This is a genomic window from Pseudomonas sp. TAA207, from assembly GCF_001529285.1.
GTDB classification, from domain to species: Bacteria; Pseudomonadota; Gammaproteobacteria; order Pseudomonadales; family Pseudomonadaceae; genus Aquipseudomonas; species Aquipseudomonas weihenstephanensis.
Genome location: NZ_LLWJ01000071.1, coordinates 88,038 through 104,985, shown reverse-complemented (window position 1 = coordinate 104,985; position 16,948 = coordinate 88,038). Strand labels below are relative to the sequence as shown.

Below are 16,948 nucleotides of genomic sequence, written 5' to 3'. Positions count from 1 at the left end.
AACCCGTGGAGTGATGGCATGGCGGACGTAAACAAGGTCGTTCTGGCTTATTCGGGCGGCCTGGACACTTCGGTGATCCTGAAGTGGCTGCAGGATACTTATAACTGTGAAGTCGTAACCTTTACTGCTGACCTGGGTCAGGGTGAAGAGGTCGAGCCTGCACGTGCCAAGGCGCAAGCCATGGGCGTCAAGGAAATCTACATTGATGACCTGCGCGAAGAGTTCGTTCGAGACTTCGTGTTCCCTATGTTCCGCGCCAATACTGTTTACGAAGGTGAATACCTGCTGGGCACATCGATTGCTCGCCCGCTGATTGCCAAGCGTTTGATTGAAATCGCCAATGAAACGGGCGCTGATGCCATTTCTCACGGCGCTACAGGTAAAGGTAACGACCAGGTTCGTTTTGAACTTGGCGCCTATGCCTTGAAGCCTGGGGTCAAAGTGATTGCTCCTTGGCGTGAGTGGGATTTGCTCTCGCGTGAAAAGCTGATGGATTACGCTGAAAAGCACGCCATCCCTATCGAGCGTCACGGTAAGAAAAAATCCCCGTACTCGATGGATGCCAACCTGCTGCACATCTCTTACGAGGGCGGTGTGCTGGAAGACACGTGGACCGAGCACGAAGAGGATATGTGGCGTTGGACCAAGTCGCCCGAAGACGCGCCTAACACGCCAACGTATCTGGAGCTGACCTACCGTAATGGCGACATCGTTGCACTGGATGGCGTTGAAATGACGCCGGCGACAGTGCTGGCGACACTGAACCGTATCGGTGGTGAGAATGGTATTGGACGTCTCGATATCGTTGAAAACCGCTATGTGGGCATGAAGTCCCGTGGTTGCTATGAAACGCCAGGCGGCACCATCATGCTGCGTGCGCACCGTGCTATCGAGTCGATTACGCTTGATCGTGAAGTGGCGCATTTGAAAGATGAGCTGATGCCTAAATACGCCAGTTTGATCTACACCGGTTACTGGTGGAGCCCTGAGCGGGTAATGTTGCAACAAATGATTGATGCGTCCCAAGCGCACGTTAATGGTGTTGTGCGCCTCAAACTGTATAAAGGCAATGTGATTGTGACCGGGCGCAAATCCGACGAATCATTGTTTGATGCCAATATTGCAACGTTTGAAGAAGATGGCGGTGCTTACAATCAGGCGGATGCGGCAGGCTTTATCAAGTTGAATGCGCTGCGCATGCGGATCGCTGCGAACAAAGGCCGTAAATTGTTCTAATACACACGGTGTTAAAAAGCCCTGGCCTTGGTCAGGGCTTTTTTATGGGGGGCATTCAGTGGCGAGCGTCAAAAGGGCAAGCGGAGGGAGTCATCCTGGGTGTTATAAGTGATAACCGTCGTGTTTTCCATGAGCTGATTTTTCTTATGTGCATGCACTGCTAATGAAGTGTCTTGCATCAATGCATTGATCTGGTGATTGATTAATAGAATAAGCGTGGTGTTTTTCTTGAGTATGTTTTTGGTCGGGTGCAAGGCTTTATTCAGGCGGTGGAGGACTTCTTCCAGCCTGGTTTTATCCAGGATATGAAGGTTCGGATGAGTAAGGTTTGCGATGTGCAGGCCGTCTGTTCCGGCCTTCTTTAAAGTAATAGATTGTGGTGCGCTTGCCTCTCTGGTGGAGGAGCTAATGTCAAGTACGGTTTTTATTTTGCGTCGTTTGCTGTGCGTTGAATCATAATCTCGATGCCCTTGAGGTAAGAAAATAAGGCTTTGGGGGCGGCAAAGAGTTAGTTTCACATTTGCCCAGTTGAGGGCTTTTTTGTGTGCTGGCACATAAGGATGTGCGAAATGATTGCTGCCTTCGTTTTGCGGGCGCGCGCGTTCAGTGTTAGTGGTTATGAAGTTTGTTTCATTAGTGAAATCGGACGGCGAGTAAAGGGATTTGTTGTTAAAGTTTAAGGTGATGAAAAAAAGAAAAATTAGAATAAGTGGGAAAATCATCAAGAACCAGACATAGATCTCCTGGTTCTCATTGTTGATGTAAGGCAAGGAAATAGAGGCGGATGCCTGCGTCAGCATTGAAAAAATAGCGATGACGGTGAGCGGGTTTTTGGCTTTGTATTTTTGAGTGATCATAATGTGGCCTGTGCGAAAAATAAGGGTGGTTTTTACGTAAATAGTTTGTGCGCAAGGGGGCCTTGCCTGGCTGTTATCAGCGTCAGTGAGGACGTTCGCAAGGGTGAAAAGTGTGACTTCTTATAAAGCTAGACCTGGCTTTTTGAAACCGCAAGGATAAACGTGGCCTGTATTTATATGCGCGATATCTGGATATGGGTTTTTGACGGTTTTTTGTAGTATTTGTCGTGAAAGTCGCTCGGAAGTTTTCTTTTTTTGTGATGCGTCAATAAGTGATGAAGGTGGAGGTTTTTGAGTGTGATCAAATGCTGGGCAGGTTTGGCTAATGTGCTTGTTAGTATTGATTAAGTAACGCTTAATCTCTTTCCGAATGATCTGTAGTACTTTTCCTTAAGTGATAATTTGAAATATTTTCTTATGAAAGGAGAGTAGATTTTGTCAGGAGACAATTATTACCGAGTAGCAGTGTTGTAAAGGCATGCTAGTGTGGTTAGTAGTCATATTTCCATACGCATCCAAGCTCTTGCTGAATGATTGATGGGCTGCTAAATAGGTGTGTCAATATTTCTCTGTTTGCATGGGTAGTCGTTGCAGATGTTTTGTAAGGTAATTTTTACGCGTTTATATCAGCCGATTACCACATACATAATGTGCAGTTGAGTGATGCTTCAGAGCGGGCGCAAAGGAAGGTGATTGAAAAAAGCAGTGTGTGGATGTATGGCGTTGCGTCGAAGCATCGCTTGCGTAAGTGCGATGGGGTTGCACAAAAAAACACTCGTTTGATTAATTCCATAGTAAGTGGAGGCTTCGCAGTTCGATTTTTCTTACGTGGAGTGATTCGCGCGTTTGAGAGGCGGGAAGTTTTTCTTCAGAGCGGTTTTTTGTAGGATAAATCGTTATTTTATGTAGGTGATGTCTTTGGCTGTTAGTGCTCGGGGGGGAGCGCTATGCCCAGGGTGTTACGACTAGGCTATTGTGCTGACTCTAAAAATTCGAACAGCGAAAATTGGAATTGCCCATGAATAAAGTGCTGATCGTGGATGACCATCCCGTGATCCGTCTTGCTGTACGTATGCTCATGGAACGACATGGCTATGAAGTCGTTGCTGAGACGGATAACGGTGTAGATGCGTTACAACTTGCGCGTGAACATGCGCCAGATATTGTCATTCTGGATATAGGAATACCCAAACTTGACGGGCTTGAGGTTATAGCCCGACTTTCAACACCTGCATTACCCGTAAAGGTGCTGGTATTGACGTCACAGGCACCCGGTCATTTTTCCATGCGATGCATGCAGGCCGGAGCTGCGGGGTATGTATGCAAACAGCAAGACTTGACCGAGTTGCTCAGTGCAATCAAAGCGGTGCTGTCCGGTTACAGTTACTTTCCCAACCAGGCACTGCACTCGGTACGCACGAGCCTTGGCAATGCGAGTGAAGCGGATATGGTGAACCGCTTGTCGGGGAGAGAAATGATGGTCTTGCAACAGTTGGCGCGGGGGAAAAGTAACAAGGATATTGCCGATGGCATGTTCTTGAGCAATAAAACGGTCAGTACCTATAAAACCCGGCTTTTACTAAAGCTCAATGCACGCTCCCTGGTTGACCTGATCGAACTTGCACAACGCAATGGCTTGGTGTGAAGGGGATATGAGCGTAGCTGCTATTGATGCATCCGCGTGTTGTGGCTTGTGTCCTTAAGAATAAAAAGCCTCCGGGACAGGAGGCTTTTGAGGAGGCTATAGGTCGTAGTCATAGTCAGACAGTTGTCTCTTGAGGCGCTTTTCCTCAAGAAGGTTGTCTATGGTCCTGCGTTTGGCGAGATTGATCTTCGCCACAGGTTCAGGGGACGGTGTGGGAACGCTATCGTCCAGCTCATCCAAATCTTCGTCATCCAGTCTTTCTTTGCCAGTGCTCATTCTTTTCACTCCAGGCCAAGACAGCTATTGGCGCCCCTTATAGCGACAAACGCTTCGGGGGTAAAAAAGATTTTCTCAATCGATCAACCCTAAAAGCTTCGATGGTTCAATCATCGGATGTTTTTTGCTTGAATTCGCATAGGTCTTCAATGCGGCAACTGCCGCAACGTGGCTTGCGTGCCTGGCACACATACCTGCCGTGCAAGATCAGCCAGTGGTGGGCATCCAGTAAGTAAGGCTTGGGTACGAATTTCATCAATTGCTTTTCAACCTCCACCACATTTTTGCCCGGGGCGATGCCTGTCCGGTTGCTAACCCTGAAAATATGCGTGTCCACCGCCATAGTGAGCTGCCTGAAGGCAGTGTTCAGTACAACATTAGCCGTCTTGCGACCTACGCCAGGGAGTGCTTCGAGCTCCTCGCGGGTTTGAGGCACTTGGCTGGCGTGACGCTCGATCAGTAAGCGACAGGCTTCAATCACGTTCTTGGCCTTGCTGTTGTAGAGGCCGATGGTCTTGATGTAGTGCGATAAACCTTCTATTCCCAGAGCGTAGATGGCTTCTGGGGTATTCGCGACCGGGAACAGCTTGGCCATCGCCTTGTTTACGCTAACGTCTGTTGCCTGAGCTGACAAAATCACGGCGATCAATAGTTCGAAGGGCGATGTGTAGGCCAGTTCAGTCTTGGGCTCAGGATTGTCTTCGTGAAATCGACGAAATATTTCAAGGCGCTTAGCGGCATTCATGAGTAAAAAGGTTCCCGATGTGCAGTGTTAAGGGCCTTGAGAGTAAGTAGGTGCAAAGCCTGATATTTCAAGCTTTGACGGTGTCTAGTGCGGCCAGAGTCAATTCGGCATGAGTGACTGCTTCGTTCAGTGAAGTGAGCTGCTCACTCGGCAATGCCTGGTTAATGGCTTTTTTCAGTTCTGCGCGACGCAAAGCAAGCTGGATTTTTGCACGCTTAACATCGGCGCCCGGCGTTAAGGGCGCGTTACTCGATAGCTCTGGACGCTGTTCGAGTTGAGCCAATGCTTGTTCTGCACGTTCAAATTGCGCTTGAAGCTGGATCAACTGGGATTGCTGTGGGGCAGTCGGCGGATGGCCAAATGCTTTAAGCGATTTGTGAAGTTGGGCGCGCGCCATCGCAAGGGTGACTTTGGCCTTTTTAAGGGCTGCATCGGCAAGGGGCGCTGATGGGGTTGTCGGGTTGTGCGCGGCTACGGTGGGTATACGAGTTTGCTGAGTGCGAGCGAGCCGTTGTGCTTGCTTGAGTTGCTCCTCAAGGCTCAGGCGTGCCTCGCGCTGCTCATAACGCTGTCGAGCGTGATCGCGCTTGCGCGTGCGTGCGTGGCGCTGGGCTGCTCCGTGAGCCAATCCGCTTACCACCGGGATCACATCGCCAGGTAGCGGACGCATTTCAATGCAGTCGACAGGGCAGGGGGCTACGCACAAGTCGCATCCCGTGCATTCATCCACTATTACGGTGTGCATGAGCTTGGCTGCACCCAGAATGGCGTCTACCGGGCAGGCTTGAATACACTTGGTACAGCCGATGCATTCGGCCTCGCGAATAAAGGCGATTTGTGCCGGTGCCGTGCCGCGCTCCGTGTCCAGTGCAATGACGGGTATTTTCAGCAATGTGGCAAGCGCGCCAATGGTTTCATCAGCACCGGGCGGGCATTTATTAATCGCTTCGCCTTGAGCAATACCCTGCGCGTAGGGTTTGCAACCGGGATGGCCGCATTTTCCGCACTGGGTTTGCGGCAATAAAGCATCAATCTGTTGAATCAGGCTCATGGTGTTTTATGTCCAGCGACAGCAGGCCGCCCCCAAGCGCTATTCATCCGGCGCGGTGGTTGAAGTGGGCTGGCGATAACGCGTGAATGTCAGATCAGTCATGCTCGATACGGTTAAGTGAGCGTGGCTGATTATCCGACAAGGCAGGAAGGGCGGCTACTGATGAACGTCCGCTAACGGCCTGTAAGCCGTTAGCGGGTGTGTGAGGCAAGTATTATTTGATGCGCTGGCCTGGCTTTGCGCCGCTGTCCGGGCTCAGCAGGTAGATTTCTTCGCCGCCAGGGCCGGCTGCCATCACCATGCCTTCAGAGATGCCAAAGCGCATTTTGCGCGGCTTCAGGTTGGCAATCATCATGGTCAAGCGGCCTTCAAGCTCTGCCGGGTTGGGGTAGGCACTTTTGATGCCGGAGAACACATTGCGTTGTTCATCGCCGATGTCCAGTGTCAGGCGCAAGAGTTTGTCAGCGCCCTCCACGGCTTCAGCTTTGAGAATCAGCGCGACGCGCAGGTCTACGGCGGCGAATGCATCAAACTCGATCTCGTCCGCCAGCGGCTCTTTTACCAGCTCGCCGTTGCCTTTTGGCGTGGCAGCCCCCGTATCGGTCTGGCTAGCAATCAGGTCTTCTTTAGAGGCGTCAGTCATGGCTTGAACTTTTACTGGATCAATGCGGGTCATCAGCGGCTTGAATGCATTCAACTGATGATTGTTGAGTAGCGTGCGGTGGTCAGCCCATGTCAGAGGCTCGACATTAAGAAATGCCTCGGCATCTGCTGCGAGCACTGGCAACACGGGCTTGAGGAAAATGATCAGTTGGCGGAACAGGTTGATGCCCAAGGCACAGACCGCCTGCACTTCGTCCTGTTTGCCTTCTTGTTTGGCCATTGCCCAAGGCGCTTTCTCGGCAATCCAGGCGTTGGCACGGTCGGCCAGCGCCATGATCTCACGCATGGCGCGCGCGAAGTCGCGGGCTTCATACGCTTGCGCAATGCTAGGTTCGGCGGCGAGAAACGCTTCAGTCAGTTCAGGCGCTGCGTTGCCTTCAACCATGACGCCCGCATTGCCTTTATGGATGAATCCTGCACAACGGCTGGCAATGTTGACCACTTTGCCGATCAGGTCCGAGTTAACCTTCTGCACGAAATCTTCAAGGTTAAGGTCCAGGTCGTCGACGCCGCGCCCCAGTTTGGACGCGTAGTAGTAGCGCAGGTACTCAGGCGCCAGATGATCCAGGTACGTGCGGGCCTTGATAAAAGTACCGCGGGATTTGGACATCTTTTGACCGTTAACGGTCAGGTAGCCGTGCACGTTGATGGCAGTGGGCTTGCGATAGCCTGCGCCTTCGAGCATGGCGGGCCAGAACAGCGCGTGGAAGTTCACGATGTCCTTGCCGATGAAGTGGTACAGCTCGGTGGTGGAGTCTTTGGCCCAGTACGCGTCAAAATCCAGCTCTGGACGACGCGAGCAGAGGTTTTTGAAGCTGGCCATGTAGCCGATCGGTGCATCCAGCCACACATAGAAGTACTTGCCCGGTTCATCCGGGATTTCAAAGCCGAAGTACGGTGCATCGCGGGAAATGTCCCACTGTTGCAGCCCGGCATCCAGCCATTCGGCGATTTTGTTCGCTACCGCATCTTGCAGTGCGCCGCTGCGCGTCCAGCTCTTGAGCATGGCGTCGAAGTCGGGCAGCTTGAAGAAGAAATGCTGCGAATCCTTCAATACCGGGGTGGCACCAGAAATGGCCGACTTGGGGTTCTTCAGATCGGTGGGGGCGTAAGTGGCGCCACATTTTTCGCAGTTATCGCCGTATTGATCTTCAGTGCCGCATTTAGGGCAGGTGCCCTTGATGAAGCGGTCGGCCAGGAACATCTTCTTTTCCGGGTCGAAATACTGGGTGATCGAGCGAGTGGCAATGTGGCCTGCTTCGCGCAACTTGATATAGATCGCACTCGACAGCTCACGGTTTTCTTCGGCGTGGGTCGAATGGAAATTGTCAAAGTCGACATGGAAGTCAGCAAAGTCGGCGCAGTGTTCAGCCTGGACATTGGCGATCAGTTGCTCTGGCGTGATGCCTTCTTTTTCGGCGCGCAACATGATTGCCGAGCCGTGAGCGTCGTCTGCGCAGACGTAAGTGCATTGATTGCCGCGTTGCTTCTGGAAGCGCACCCACATATCAGTCTGGATGTACTCAAGCATATGGCCAAGGTGGATTGAACCATTGGCATAGGGCAGGGCGCTGGTGACGAGGATCTTGCGTGGCTCGGACATGGGGCTCGGCTACTTGATGAGACGGTGGTCGGCCACTATAAAGCGCCGGGCAATTTATTTCACCCCGTGGGCGCGTATCAGTTGGCATCGGCTGTTTTTAAAAGCCTGCGTCCACCGCTTTAGAAGGGTTAGGATAGCGGCCTGTTTTGTTCAGACCTATTTAGGGAGTTGCCCATGAGCGCCGTCAATCGCGCAGCGGTGGAGGCTGTACTTCGCCAATACACTGACCCTTATTTGAATCAGGACCCGGTCAGTGCCGGATGTGTACGGCACATTGATGTTCAGGGTGATCGCGTCAATGTCCAGCTTGAGCTGGGCTATGCCGCTGGCTTGTTCAAGAAAGGCTGGGCGCAGATGCTGCAATTGGCCATCGAGAATATGGACGGTGTCGCAAAGGCCAACGTTGAGATCAACTGTGTGATTGCTGCGCATAAGGCACAAGCGCAAATCCCGGGTTTGGCCAATGTGAAGAACATAGTGGCAGTGGCCTCGGGCAAGGGCGGAGTCGGCAAATCGACCACTGCGGCCAACCTTGCGCTTGCGCTTTCGCGTGAAGGTGCGCGGGTCGGAATCCTGGATGCTGACATCTATGGTCCGAGTCAGGGCGTTATGTTCGGTATTGCCGAGGGCACGCGCCCGAAAATCCGTGACCAGAAGTGGTTTGTGCCCATAGAAGCCCATGGCGTTGAAGTGATGTCGATGGCGTTCTTGACCGATGACAACACGCCGATGGTGTGGCGCGGCCCGATGGTGTCCGGGGCACTGTTGCAGTTGGTAACACAAACCGCCTGGAATGATTTGGACTATCTGGTCATCGACATGCCGCCCGGCACCGGGGATATCCAGTTGACGTTAGCGCAAAAAGTCCCGGTTACCGGGTCTGTTGTCGTCACTACGCCGCAGGATCTGGCGTTGCTGGATGCTCGCAAGGGCGTCGAAATGTTCCGCAAGGTCAACATCCCTGTGTTGGGTGTTGTCGAGAATATGGCGATTCATATCTGCTCCAATTGCGGTCACGCAGAGCATCTGTTTGGCGAGGGGGGAGGTGAAAAACTGGCAACTCAATATGGTGTTGAGGTGCTGGCGTCATTGCCGTTATCGATGAGCATCCGCGAGCAAGCGGACAGTGGCAAGCCGACGGCGATTGCAGAGCCGGATAGCCAGATCGCGATGATCTATCAGGAGCTGGCCCGCCACGTGGGCGCGCGCATTGTCCTGCATGAAGCGACGTCACAGGCCATGCCGACGATTACCTCCAGCGACGATTGATGCTGAGGTAAGGGGTTGCTCTTTCTCGCGATGTTGTTCGTCTGGATTCAAAAGGCGGACTTGAAAGCATTGCGAGACAGGCTCAAGCTTTGTGGTTGATTTTGCGGGCATAAAAAAACCCCGCTTTTGAGGGCGGGGTTTTTTACTGGATCAGTACAAGTTAGATAACTTGAACTTCCTCAGCTTGCATGCCTTTCTGACCGCGAGTAGCGATGAAAGAAACCTGTTGGCCTTCTTTCAGGCTCTTGAAGCCGTCGGATTGGATTGCTTTGAAGTGAACAAACAGGTCGTCACCGGATTGTGGAGTGATGAAGCCGAAGCCTTTTTCATCGTTGAACCACTTAACGGTACCAGTTTGGCGATTAGACATGGTGTAACTCCTTGAACAAAGATAACTGCGACGCAGGAAAAGCCCTGGCCGAGACTGAGTGCAAAGAGCAGGAAAAATTCTTGGAGATGGTTGGATCGAAATTCAACATCGTGTAGAGATTCTCAGTGACACAAGCAGCACAGTGGCGCCACCTTAACCCTTTTTCAGGAACGTGCAAAGGGTCTTTGCGAAGGTTTCTCTAAAAACGTGACTGACGGTTGGCCTGACGGCCTGTATTCACGGCGCTTAGCGCTATTTTTAATAAATCTGTTCCAGTTTTTTGAACCTGGCCCCGCGCCCCGGTAAGATGCCGGACAGAATTTTTCCACCTCGCTATTCAGGACACCCCGCCATGAGCATCAAATCAGACAAGTGGATTCGCCGCATGGCGCAAGAGCACGGCATGATCGAACCTTTCGTTGAGCGCCAGGTTCGTGGCGAAGGCGCAAACCGTCTGATCTCCTACGGTGTGTCGAGCTACGGTTATGACGTACGTTGCGCGAACGAATTCAAGGTGTTCACCAACATCAACTCCGCCACCGTCGACCCTAAAAACTTCGATGAAGGCAGCTTTGTCGATGTCACCAGCGATGTCTGCATCATCCCGCCGAACTCTTTTGCTCTGGCGCGCACCGTCGAATACTTCCGTATCCCGCGCAACGTATTGACCATCTGTCTGGGTAAAAGCACCTACGCTCGTTGCGGCATCATCGTGAACGTGACACCGCTTGAGCCTGAGTGGGAAGGCCACGTCACGCTGGAGTTCTCCAATACCACGACATTACCGGCGAAAATCTACGCCAATGAAGGTGTCGCGCAGATGCTGTTCTTCGAATCCGATGAAGAGTGCGAAGTGTCTTATAAAGACCGTGGCGGTAAATATCAGGGCCAACGTGGCGTCACCTTGCCTCGTACCTGACGAACAGAGGGAATTCCTGAGCGCAAATGCACTCTACTGAGTGTATTTCCGGTGATGCACCCAGCGAGCCGGATCCACGCTCAGGAGTGCCCTTATGAAGATTGATCCGAGTATCCGCGCCCAGTTGGCAAACCTTGAACCTAATCAGGTCGGGATGCTGGCCTGGTCGTTACTTGCACACCCTCAGATCCAGGCAGGCGGTATTCCCGGCCAGCCAGACCCCGATACCCCGCAACCTACAGAACCCGGCGTGCCGACGCTGCCGGATGAGCCGCCGCCTGCGCCTGTGGCGTGAATGTTCAATACGCCACCCTCAGCCGTCTGTGACCCGTGCCGGCCAACACCCGATGCTCAATTGCGGGTGTTGTGTGCCGTGTGGGCTCAGCACCGGCCCAGCAGCCTGGCCGAACCTCAAGCCGATAACAGATACCCGCTGCGATATGCCTGCTCACCTGCCACATGCGCAATGACCATCCCGGCGGTGGCCATGCGGCGTGTGACACGGGCATACAACACGCCTGAACAGGTGCAATGAATGGGCGTGACGCGATCACTGATCGGATCAATGACCTGGGCAACCAACGCACCGGCTTTCAGGTAATCGCCCGGTTTTGCGCTGAACACCAGCAAGCCCCCGACGGCCGTTGTGACGGGTTCAACCCCGGCCAGAGGGGTCGCAGGGTACATGAGGGCCGGAAGTGGCGCGGGTTGGCCTTCAATGGCGCCAAAATCGATCAGGTAGTCAATCAATGCCTGACAGTCTTGTTCGGCCAGTGAGTGGCTCACATCCTCTTGGCCGCGCAGCTCGACGGTGACCGAAAAACTGCCCTGCGGGATTGCCGCAGCGTGCCCAAAGCGCTGGCTCAACGCCCACCACAGCAGGGTAAAGCACTCGTCGAAGGACAAGCCCCCGGAGTCGGTTGCCAGCAGGCTGGCTTGCGCGCCGATGCGCCGGGCCAGTGGCTCGACCTGTGGCCAGGCTTCGGGAGTGGTGTACAGGTGCGCAACGGCTTCGAAATCGCAATGTAAGTCCAGCACCATGTCTGCATCGCAGGCCAGTTTTTGCAGGGTCAAACGCTGTGATTGCAGTTGCGTGGCGGGCACTTGTGCCGCAAGCGCATCACGCAAATGACGGCGGATGAGGTGCAGGTTGTGCGTGGCATCGTCGGTCAAAAGACCTTCGATGGCATCGCCAATCGGTCCGCTCAAATCGAGGAATTGGCGGTTGAAGTTTTGCCCGCTGGACAGCTCAAAACGGCCTACAGGTACGTCCATCAACACTTGCTCAAGGCCCGTCGGGTTGGCCACCGGGACGATCACGATCTCGCTGCGCAGTCGGCCAGCCGTTTGCAGCTCGGCCAGGCGCTGCTTGAGGTGCCAGGCCACCAACATGCCGGGCAGTTCATCGGCGTGCAGGGACGCCTGGATGTAGACCTTGCCCTGTGGCTGCGCTGGCCCGTAATGAAAGCTATGGATGAATCGTTCAGTACCCGGCACCGGGGCCAGCAAAGGGTGGATCTGATGTCGTTGTGCGCGCATAAGAAAATCCTGGAGAACGGGTAGTAAACGTCAATTCGCAGCGCAAGGGCATCTTGGCCTTAGCCGGGGCCTGCGCCTCATAGGTCTGGCCGCCGGTTTTACTTTCCGGGTGTCAGAGTCAATCGTGTTTTGCCATACACCTTGTCAAAGTTTTGCGGCTGCATCGGGAAGCTGAGGTACTGGCCCTTGAGCCACGGATCGATGCCGTCAGCATAATGCGGGCTGGCCGGGTTACTCGATTGTCCCGTGCTGTTTTGCGCCATCATGGGTTCGATTTGGCCAAAGTCGATGATCATGCGCATTGCTGGAATCACAGTGGCCTCGAAATCGCCAGCGCCCATGTTGTAGGCCGCCATGTTCAGCGTGGTGTGATCGCCGCCCGCTGCAATCGGGCCGCGCACGGTTTGCCCTTCGGCGTTACGCCATACGTAATGGTGCAGCTTGCCCCATTGCCAGGCTTTGTGATCGGGGCCCATCGACTGTTCTGCGGCGTTCACTGCGGCCACCAGGCTGCGCGCCAACACCGTGGGTTTGTCTTCTTTTTGCGCCGTTTTTGCATCATCCCAGAACGGGCTGTCTTCGCGGCTCAACAGGTGGTCAGCCTGAGCGGAGTACGACAGGTTGCCATTGCTGATGAAGGCCTTCCAGCTCGCGCTGTTTTGCGGGCCAAGTGCGCTGAGGAACGTTTGCTCGGCACTTTGCTGCAAAAACAGTTCATACAACGCCGCATCGGCGGAGGTGGCGCTGAGTTTGCCGTCAAACGCCAATAAGCGCGCCAAGGCTTCGCGGGCTTTGACCTGCTCGCCTGCGGGTAGCCCGGCAATCGCTTGCTTCAACGGCTGCGCCATGCCGGGGGCTGTAAGCATGGCCTTAAGCTTGGGGGCGAACAGGGTGGTCTGGTCGTACTGCATGGCAATCAGGCTGCGCGCGTCCTGCCTGCCGCTGGCCGCCAGTTGCGCAATGCGCTCACTGCGCTCGGGCGATAACCACGAGTTGGACAGCTGCATGCCATAGCCGTACGCAGCCGTGCGCTGGTTCGCCATGCCGAGCCAGCCTTGCGCCGGGTCCTGGTCGTAGGGGTGCAGCATGGCGTCGGCATAACCATCCCAGTCATAGCGACTGTCCCAGCCCGGCGACGGGAACAACCCCAGACCTTCGCGGCGATTAGGATAAAGCCCCGTCAATTGCCAGCCGATGTGTTGGGCGTCTGCATAGAGAAGATTCAGCGCTACGGCGCGGATTTCGCGACTGGCATCGGAGGCGGCTTCACTGTTTTGCGCACGCGACAGATCGAAAAACGCATCAAGGGTCTTGTCACCCTTGAAGTCCGGTACTTGCAGGGCAAGCCCCAGAGTGCTGTTCAGCGGGTTATTGAGCAAAGGGCCGTGGCGGGTTTCATACAGTGCTTCGCGAATGGGGCGCTGGCCTTTGATGAAAAAGGTTTCGTTGCGCACACTCGCGGGCACCCATTTGCCATTGGCGAGGTAATACACACTGTTGCCCTGGCGCTTGAGCTTCTCCAGGAATACGTCCTGGTTGTCGCCCATCGCCATGCTCATGCCCCAAGCGACTTTGCCATTGAAACCGGCAAACAGCGTCGGTAGGCCCGCAATCGAGGCGCCAGCAGCCTGATATTTTGGTGCGCGAATTTGCACGTAGCTCCAGGCGGACGGTATGCCAATCGGTTGGTGGATATCAGTGGCCAGCAGGCTTTTGCCTGTGCGGCTGCGCTGTGGGCCAAACGCCCAGTCACTGGACGCGGTGACGCCCGGCATACTCAAGCGCGTGACTTGCTCAAGGGCTTGAGTGACGCTGTCCAACCCTTGTAACTGGCTGCTCAGGTTCAGGCCTTTGAGTTTGTCGGCCTCGGCGCTGGGCAAGGCTTCGCCGGGGTACGTCGGCACCAGCCATGGGAGCTTGTCGGTGCCGACTTTCTGCGCCAGCACCAAGGTGTTCAGCTCTTCTTGCAAGTTGGTCGACATGCCGAAGCTCAGCAGGCTGAAAATCAAGGCTGAATCTTCAGGCTTCCAGTACTCGGCTTTATAACCGGCCTGTGCCAGATCAGCGGGCAGTTTGTCGCGGTAGCGGAACACGTAAGCGTTCACGCCGCGAGCATAGACTTCGAAGAACCTTTTGAGGCGCGGCGATGCACTTTTATAGAGTTCGCTGGCGTTTTTTTTCAGGTTGATGCTGCGCATCAGGCGATCGGTTTGCAGGGCGTCGGCGCCGTTGAGTTCCGCCAGGCGGCCCTGAGCAAGCAAGCGCAAGCGCACCATTTGGCTGAAGCGATCACTCGCATGCACGTAACCCAGGGTGAACAACGCGTCATGAAAGCTGCTGCTTTCAATCAGCGGCATGCCCTGACTATTACGACGCACCGAGACGTTCTGGGCCAACCCTTTGAGCGGTTGCACGCCGAAGGCAGGTACCAGGCTTTGAGAGGCGTGATTGTTTATCTGGCAACCGGTCAGGCTTAAAAAGCCGACCACTGCCGCGGCAACGCCGAACCGGGGTAAAAAATGAGTGAGGGCTGGCGAGGCCATGGCAAAGCTCCTGCGGGGGGATGTCATCGAAAGGCGCTACGTTAGTGAGGCCGATGATGGCGCGCAAGGGCTAGCCAGATAAAAGCTGAGGTCGGTATGACAGGTGGCGATTAATGCCCCGCCACGCTGTCAAAAACAGCGCAGATAGCCACGCGTAGCGATGGGATCTGTTTACTTCGATGGATTGATTTTTTCCACCAGCGCATAAGCCCGCTCGGTTGCGGGACGTGCCTTGACGCGGGCGAACCAGGCTTTGAGCGCCGGGAAGTCATCCAGGTTTTGACCTTGCCAGGTGTGAGGCACAATCCAGGGGTAAATCGCCATGTCGGCGATGCTGTACGTGTCGCCTGCGACAAACTCCCGACCTTCCAGCTGCTTGTTCAATACACCGTAGAGGCGTGCGGTTTCGTCGGTATAGCGCTTGATGGCATAAGGAATCTTTTCTGGCGCAAAACGATTGAAGTGATGGTTTTGCCCGGCCATCGGCCCCAGGCCGCCCATTTGCCAAAACAGCCATTGCAGCGCCATTTGCCGGCCGCGCAGGTCCTTGGGCAGGAATTGGCCCGTTTTTTCGGCGAGGTACAACAAGATAGCGCCGGATTCAAACAGTGACAGCGGGGCGCCGCCGTCTGCCGGGGTTTGGTCGACGATGGCCGGGATGCGGTTGTTAGGTGCGATCTTCAGAAAGGACGGTTCGAACTGTTCGTTTTTGCCGATGTTCACCGGGTGAACGTTATAGGGCAGCCCCGCTTCTTCAAGGAATAGCGAAATCTTGTGGCCGTTGGGGGTGGTCCAGTAATAAAGATCGATCATGAAGGGCTCCAGAAGGGAAGTTCACGCAGCAACTGATGCCAGCCAAAGGTAACAGTTCACCGCGGCCTGTCAGTTTTACTCCCAATCTTGTGCAGGAAGAAAGTACCTGACCCTGTTCTGGATGCATTTTTCATGTGGTGAAAACACACACGCCGCACATGCTTGAAGGCAAGTGCGGCGTGGGCGAGGCGCTTTAAAAGTATCAGGCGCCGTGGCACTTCTTGAATTTCTTGCTGCTGCCGCACGGGCAAGGGTCGTTGCGGCCAACGTCTTTCAACGCATTGCGCACAGGCTCCTGGTGGGCGTGACCGCAGTTCGGGCCATGCACATGACCGTTATCGTGGTCATGGGCGTGATCATGCTGGTCATGATCGTGGTTGCAGTCCGGGCCGTGAACGTGGGGTTGCTGGGTCATTGCTCAATCACTCTGGAATAAAATCGCCGGGGATTATCTCGCCTTTGCGCATCAGGTGCACGTCGTTACCGTAGAACAATCCGGTTTCCAGTATGCCTTCCAGCCGGTAAGGGATCGGTTGATCGGGGGATTCGAGCAGTTTGACCAGCGGTTTGACGTGTTGCCACATATTGGTGCGTACCGGTACGACATAGTCGACGTGGCTTTTTGGCTCAACGCTGAACCACTGGCTGTGATCGCCTTCGGTCAGCAAGACGGGCCCCAGATACACTTTGTAGCTCAGACCGCGAACGGTCAGCGTCGAGTCATTAGGGTTATCCACCCTGAAATGCAGTTTGAAGCGTTGCTCCAGCAGCTTTGCTTGAACCAGCTCCACTTTGGCAAGGCGAACTTGCGGGTCCTTGTCGGCTGATTCAAACCATGACGCACAACCTGAAAGCGCCACAATTAACATGACGGCGAATGAGCTTCTAATAAGTGCCCGAGATTCCATTCCTTGCTCCTTATTACGCGCGTCAGTTCAGCTTATTGGGCGAAATAGCTGGCGCAGCATTTTTTGAATTTAAGCCCGCTGGCGCAGGGGCACGCATCATTGCGGCCTACTTTGAGCGGTACTGTGGGATCGATGAAATACCAGCGACCAGCGCTTTGCACAAACGAGGAGCGCTCTCGGTGGTGGTGTTCACCGTCGGCGTCGTGCCAACGTGCAGTGAAAGTCACAAAGGCGTGTTCAGGTTGACCGCCAAAGACCTCGCTCTGTTCAACTTCCAGGCCCAACCAAGTGCTTTGGGCACTCCAGGCTGCAATCGACTGGCGATCCAGGCCGGGTTGCTGCACGGGTAAAGTCGTGCCAATCAGATAATCGATCAGCCCCAGCACATAAGCGCTGTAGCGCGAGCGCATGAGTGTTTCGGCGCTGGGAGCCCCCATGCCGTCGTGATAGTGCCCGCAGCATGCGTCGAGTAAATTGCCGGTGCCGCAGGGGCAAATAGATGTACTCATCG

General features: G+C 54.5%; 17 protein-coding genes. 5 read left to right on the top strand and 12 right to left on the bottom strand.

Going from position 1 to position 16,948, the window contains the following annotated elements; all coding sequences use genetic code 11:
• Window positions 1-18: 18 nt before the first annotated feature.
• Complete coding sequence (locus AP059_RS18670; protein ID WP_059764893.1) at window positions 19-1,236, top strand: argininosuccinate synthase; 1,218 nt, start codon at window positions 19-21, stop codon at window positions 1,234-1,236.
• 68 nt (window positions 1,237-1,304) lie between these two features.
• Here the strand turns inward: AP059_RS18670 and AP059_RS18665 are convergent, their stop codons facing one another.
• Window positions 1,305-2,093 carry a hypothetical protein gene (locus tag AP059_RS18665; protein WP_059764891.1) on the bottom strand — a complete coding sequence of 263 codons (789 nt, stop codon included), beginning with the start codon at window positions 2,091-2,093 and terminating at the stop codon, window positions 1,305-1,307.
• Between the two features lie 1,018 nt (window positions 2,094-3,111).
• On the opposite strand from AP059_RS18665, the gene AP059_RS18660 reads away from it, so the two are divergent.
• Window positions 3,112-3,738 (top strand): response regulator transcription factor, encoded by a 627-nt coding sequence (locus tag AP059_RS18660; protein WP_047274014.1) that lies wholly within the window; start codon window positions 3,112-3,114, stop codon window positions 3,736-3,738.
• Between the two features lie 96 nt (window positions 3,739-3,834).
• Here AP059_RS18660 and AP059_RS18655 read toward each other — a convergent pair whose 3' ends face one another.
• From AP059_RS18655 to metG, 4 genes are all read right to left on the bottom strand, one after another.
• The gene (locus AP059_RS18655) at window positions 3,835-4,014 is read right to left on the bottom strand and encodes a PA3496 family putative envelope integrity protein (protein ID WP_059764889.1); all 180 of its coding nucleotides are present in this window, start codon (window positions 4,012-4,014) and stop codon (window positions 3,835-3,837) included.
• 106 nt (window positions 4,015-4,120) lie between these two features.
• Window positions 4,121-4,759, bottom strand: a complete 639-nt coding sequence (nth, locus tag AP059_RS18650) for an endonuclease III (protein WP_059764887.1) — start codon at window positions 4,757-4,759, stop codon at window positions 4,121-4,123.
• A gap of 67 nt (window positions 4,760-4,826) precedes the next feature.
• A complete protein-coding gene (gene rsxB, locus AP059_RS18645; protein WP_059764884.1) occupies window positions 4,827-5,810 on the bottom strand; it encodes an electron transport complex subunit RsxB in 984 nt (327 codons plus the stop codon).
• Between the two features lie 214 nt (window positions 5,811-6,024).
• On the bottom strand, window positions 6,025-8,076 hold the full coding sequence (gene metG, locus AP059_RS18640) for a methionine--tRNA ligase (RefSeq protein ID WP_059764882.1): 2,052 nt from the start codon (window positions 8,074-8,076) through the stop codon (window positions 6,025-6,027).
• A 174-nt stretch (window positions 8,077-8,250) separates the two neighbouring features.
• Between metG and apbC the strand changes: the two genes are divergently transcribed.
• A complete protein-coding gene (gene apbC / locus AP059_RS18635; protein WP_059764880.1) occupies window positions 8,251-9,345 on the top strand; it encodes an iron-sulfur cluster carrier protein ApbC in 1,095 nt (364 codons plus the stop codon).
• 160 nt (window positions 9,346-9,505) lie between these two features.
• Here apbC and AP059_RS18630 read toward each other — a convergent pair whose 3' ends face one another.
• A complete protein-coding gene (locus AP059_RS18630; protein ID WP_002554837.1) occupies window positions 9,506-9,715 on the bottom strand; it encodes a cold-shock protein in 210 nt (69 codons plus the stop codon).
• Between the two features lie 352 nt (window positions 9,716-10,067).
• Here AP059_RS18630 and dcd point away from each other — a divergent pair, with 352 nt between their 5' ends.
• Both dcd and AP059_RS18620 read left to right on the top strand, forming a co-directional pair.
• A complete protein-coding gene (dcd, locus tag AP059_RS18625) occupies window positions 10,068-10,634 on the top strand; it encodes a dCTP deaminase (RefSeq protein WP_048362698.1) in 567 nt (188 codons plus the stop codon).
• 94 nt (window positions 10,635-10,728) lie between these two features.
• Window positions 10,729-10,929: a hypothetical protein gene (locus tag AP059_RS18620; protein ID WP_048362699.1), complete on the top strand. Its 201-nt coding sequence runs from the start codon at window positions 10,729-10,731 to the stop codon at window positions 10,927-10,929.
• Window positions 10,930-11,045: 116 nt separating this feature from the next.
• Here the strand turns inward: AP059_RS18620 and AP059_RS18615 are convergent, their stop codons facing one another.
• From AP059_RS18615 to AP059_RS18590, 6 genes are all read right to left on the bottom strand, one after another.
• Window positions 11,046-12,173 carry a succinylglutamate desuccinylase/aspartoacylase family protein gene (locus tag AP059_RS18615; protein WP_059764879.1) on the bottom strand — a complete coding sequence of 376 codons (1,128 nt, stop codon included), beginning with the start codon at window positions 12,171-12,173 and terminating at the stop codon, window positions 11,046-11,048.
• Between the two features lie 98 nt (window positions 12,174-12,271).
• The gene (locus tag AP059_RS18610) at window positions 12,272-14,716 is read right to left on the bottom strand and encodes a penicillin acylase family protein (RefSeq protein WP_059764877.1); all 2,445 of its coding nucleotides are present in this window, start codon (window positions 14,714-14,716) and stop codon (window positions 12,272-12,274) included.
• Between the two features lie 171 nt (window positions 14,717-14,887).
• Window positions 14,888-15,529 carry a glutathione binding-like protein gene (locus AP059_RS18605; protein ID WP_048401092.1) on the bottom strand — a complete coding sequence of 214 codons (642 nt, stop codon included), beginning with the start codon at window positions 15,527-15,529 and terminating at the stop codon, window positions 14,888-14,890.
• Window positions 15,530-15,731: 202 nt separating this feature from the next.
• Window positions 15,732-15,944 carry an SEC-C metal-binding domain-containing protein gene (locus AP059_RS18600; protein WP_048362703.1) on the bottom strand — a complete coding sequence of 71 codons (213 nt, stop codon included), beginning with the start codon at window positions 15,942-15,944 and terminating at the stop codon, window positions 15,732-15,734.
• Between the two features lie 7 nt (window positions 15,945-15,951).
• Window positions 15,952-16,437, bottom strand: a complete 486-nt coding sequence (locus tag AP059_RS18595; protein WP_256209943.1) for an LEA type 2 family protein — start codon at window positions 16,435-16,437, stop codon at window positions 15,952-15,954.
• Between the two features lie 32 nt (window positions 16,438-16,469).
• Window positions 16,470-16,946, bottom strand: coding sequence for a YchJ family protein (locus tag AP059_RS18590; RefSeq protein ID WP_059764873.1), 477 nt, complete (start codon window positions 16,944-16,946; stop codon window positions 16,470-16,472).
• Between the last annotated feature and the right edge of the window lie 2 nt (window positions 16,947-16,948).

Bases quoted from the DNA above. Each gene is read 5' to 3' on its own strand.
- metG (WP_059764882.1), bottom strand. From the start codon at position 8,076: ATGTCCGAGCCACGCAAGATCCTCGTCACCAGCGCCCTGCCCTATGCC.
- AP059_RS18595 (WP_256209943.1), bottom strand. From the start codon at position 16,437: ATGGAATCTCGGGCACTTATTAGAAGCTCATTCGCCGTCATGTTAATT.
- AP059_RS18600 (WP_048362703.1), bottom strand. From the start codon at position 15,944: ATGACCCAGCAACCCCACGTTCACGGCCCGGACTGCAACCACGATCAT.
- AP059_RS18660 (WP_047274014.1), top strand. From the start codon at position 3,112: ATGAATAAAGTGCTGATCGTGGATGACCATCCCGTGATCCGTCTTGCT.
- AP059_RS18655 (WP_059764889.1), bottom strand. From the start codon at position 4,014: ATGAGCACTGGCAAAGAAAGACTGGATGACGAAGATTTGGATGAGCTG.
- AP059_RS18665 (WP_059764891.1), bottom strand. From the start codon at position 2,093: ATGATCACTCAAAAATACAAAGCCAAAAACCCGCTCACCGTCATCGCT.
- apbC (WP_059764880.1), top strand. From the start codon at position 8,251: ATGAGCGCCGTCAATCGCGCAGCGGTGGAGGCTGTACTTCGCCAATAC.
- AP059_RS18630 (WP_002554837.1), bottom strand. From the start codon at position 9,715: ATGTCTAATCGCCAAACTGGTACCGTTAAGTGGTTCAACGATGAAAAA.
- nth (WP_059764887.1), bottom strand. From the start codon at position 4,759: ATGAATGCCGCTAAGCGCCTTGAAATATTTCGTCGATTTCACGAAGAC.
- AP059_RS18670 (WP_059764893.1), top strand. From the start codon at position 19: ATGGCGGACGTAAACAAGGTCGTTCTGGCTTATTCGGGCGGCCTGGAC.
- AP059_RS18590 (WP_059764873.1), bottom strand. From the start codon at position 16,946: ATGAGTACATCTATTTGCCCCTGCGGCACCGGCAATTTACTCGACGCA.
- dcd (WP_048362698.1), top strand. From the start codon at position 10,068: ATGAGCATCAAATCAGACAAGTGGATTCGCCGCATGGCGCAAGAGCAC.
- AP059_RS18605 (WP_048401092.1), bottom strand. From the start codon at position 15,529: ATGATCGATCTTTATTACTGGACCACCCCCAACGGCCACAAGATTTCG.
- AP059_RS18610 (WP_059764877.1), bottom strand. From the start codon at position 14,716: ATGGCCTCGCCAGCCCTCACTCATTTTTTACCCCGGTTCGGCGTTGCC.
- AP059_RS18620 (WP_048362699.1), top strand. From the start codon at position 10,729: ATGAAGATTGATCCGAGTATCCGCGCCCAGTTGGCAAACCTTGAACCT.
- AP059_RS18615 (WP_059764879.1), bottom strand. From the start codon at position 12,173: ATGCGCGCACAACGACATCAGATCCACCCTTTGCTGGCCCCGGTGCCG.
- rsxB (WP_059764884.1), bottom strand. From the start codon at position 5,810: ATGAGCCTGATTCAACAGATTGATGCTTTATTGCCGCAAACCCAGTGC.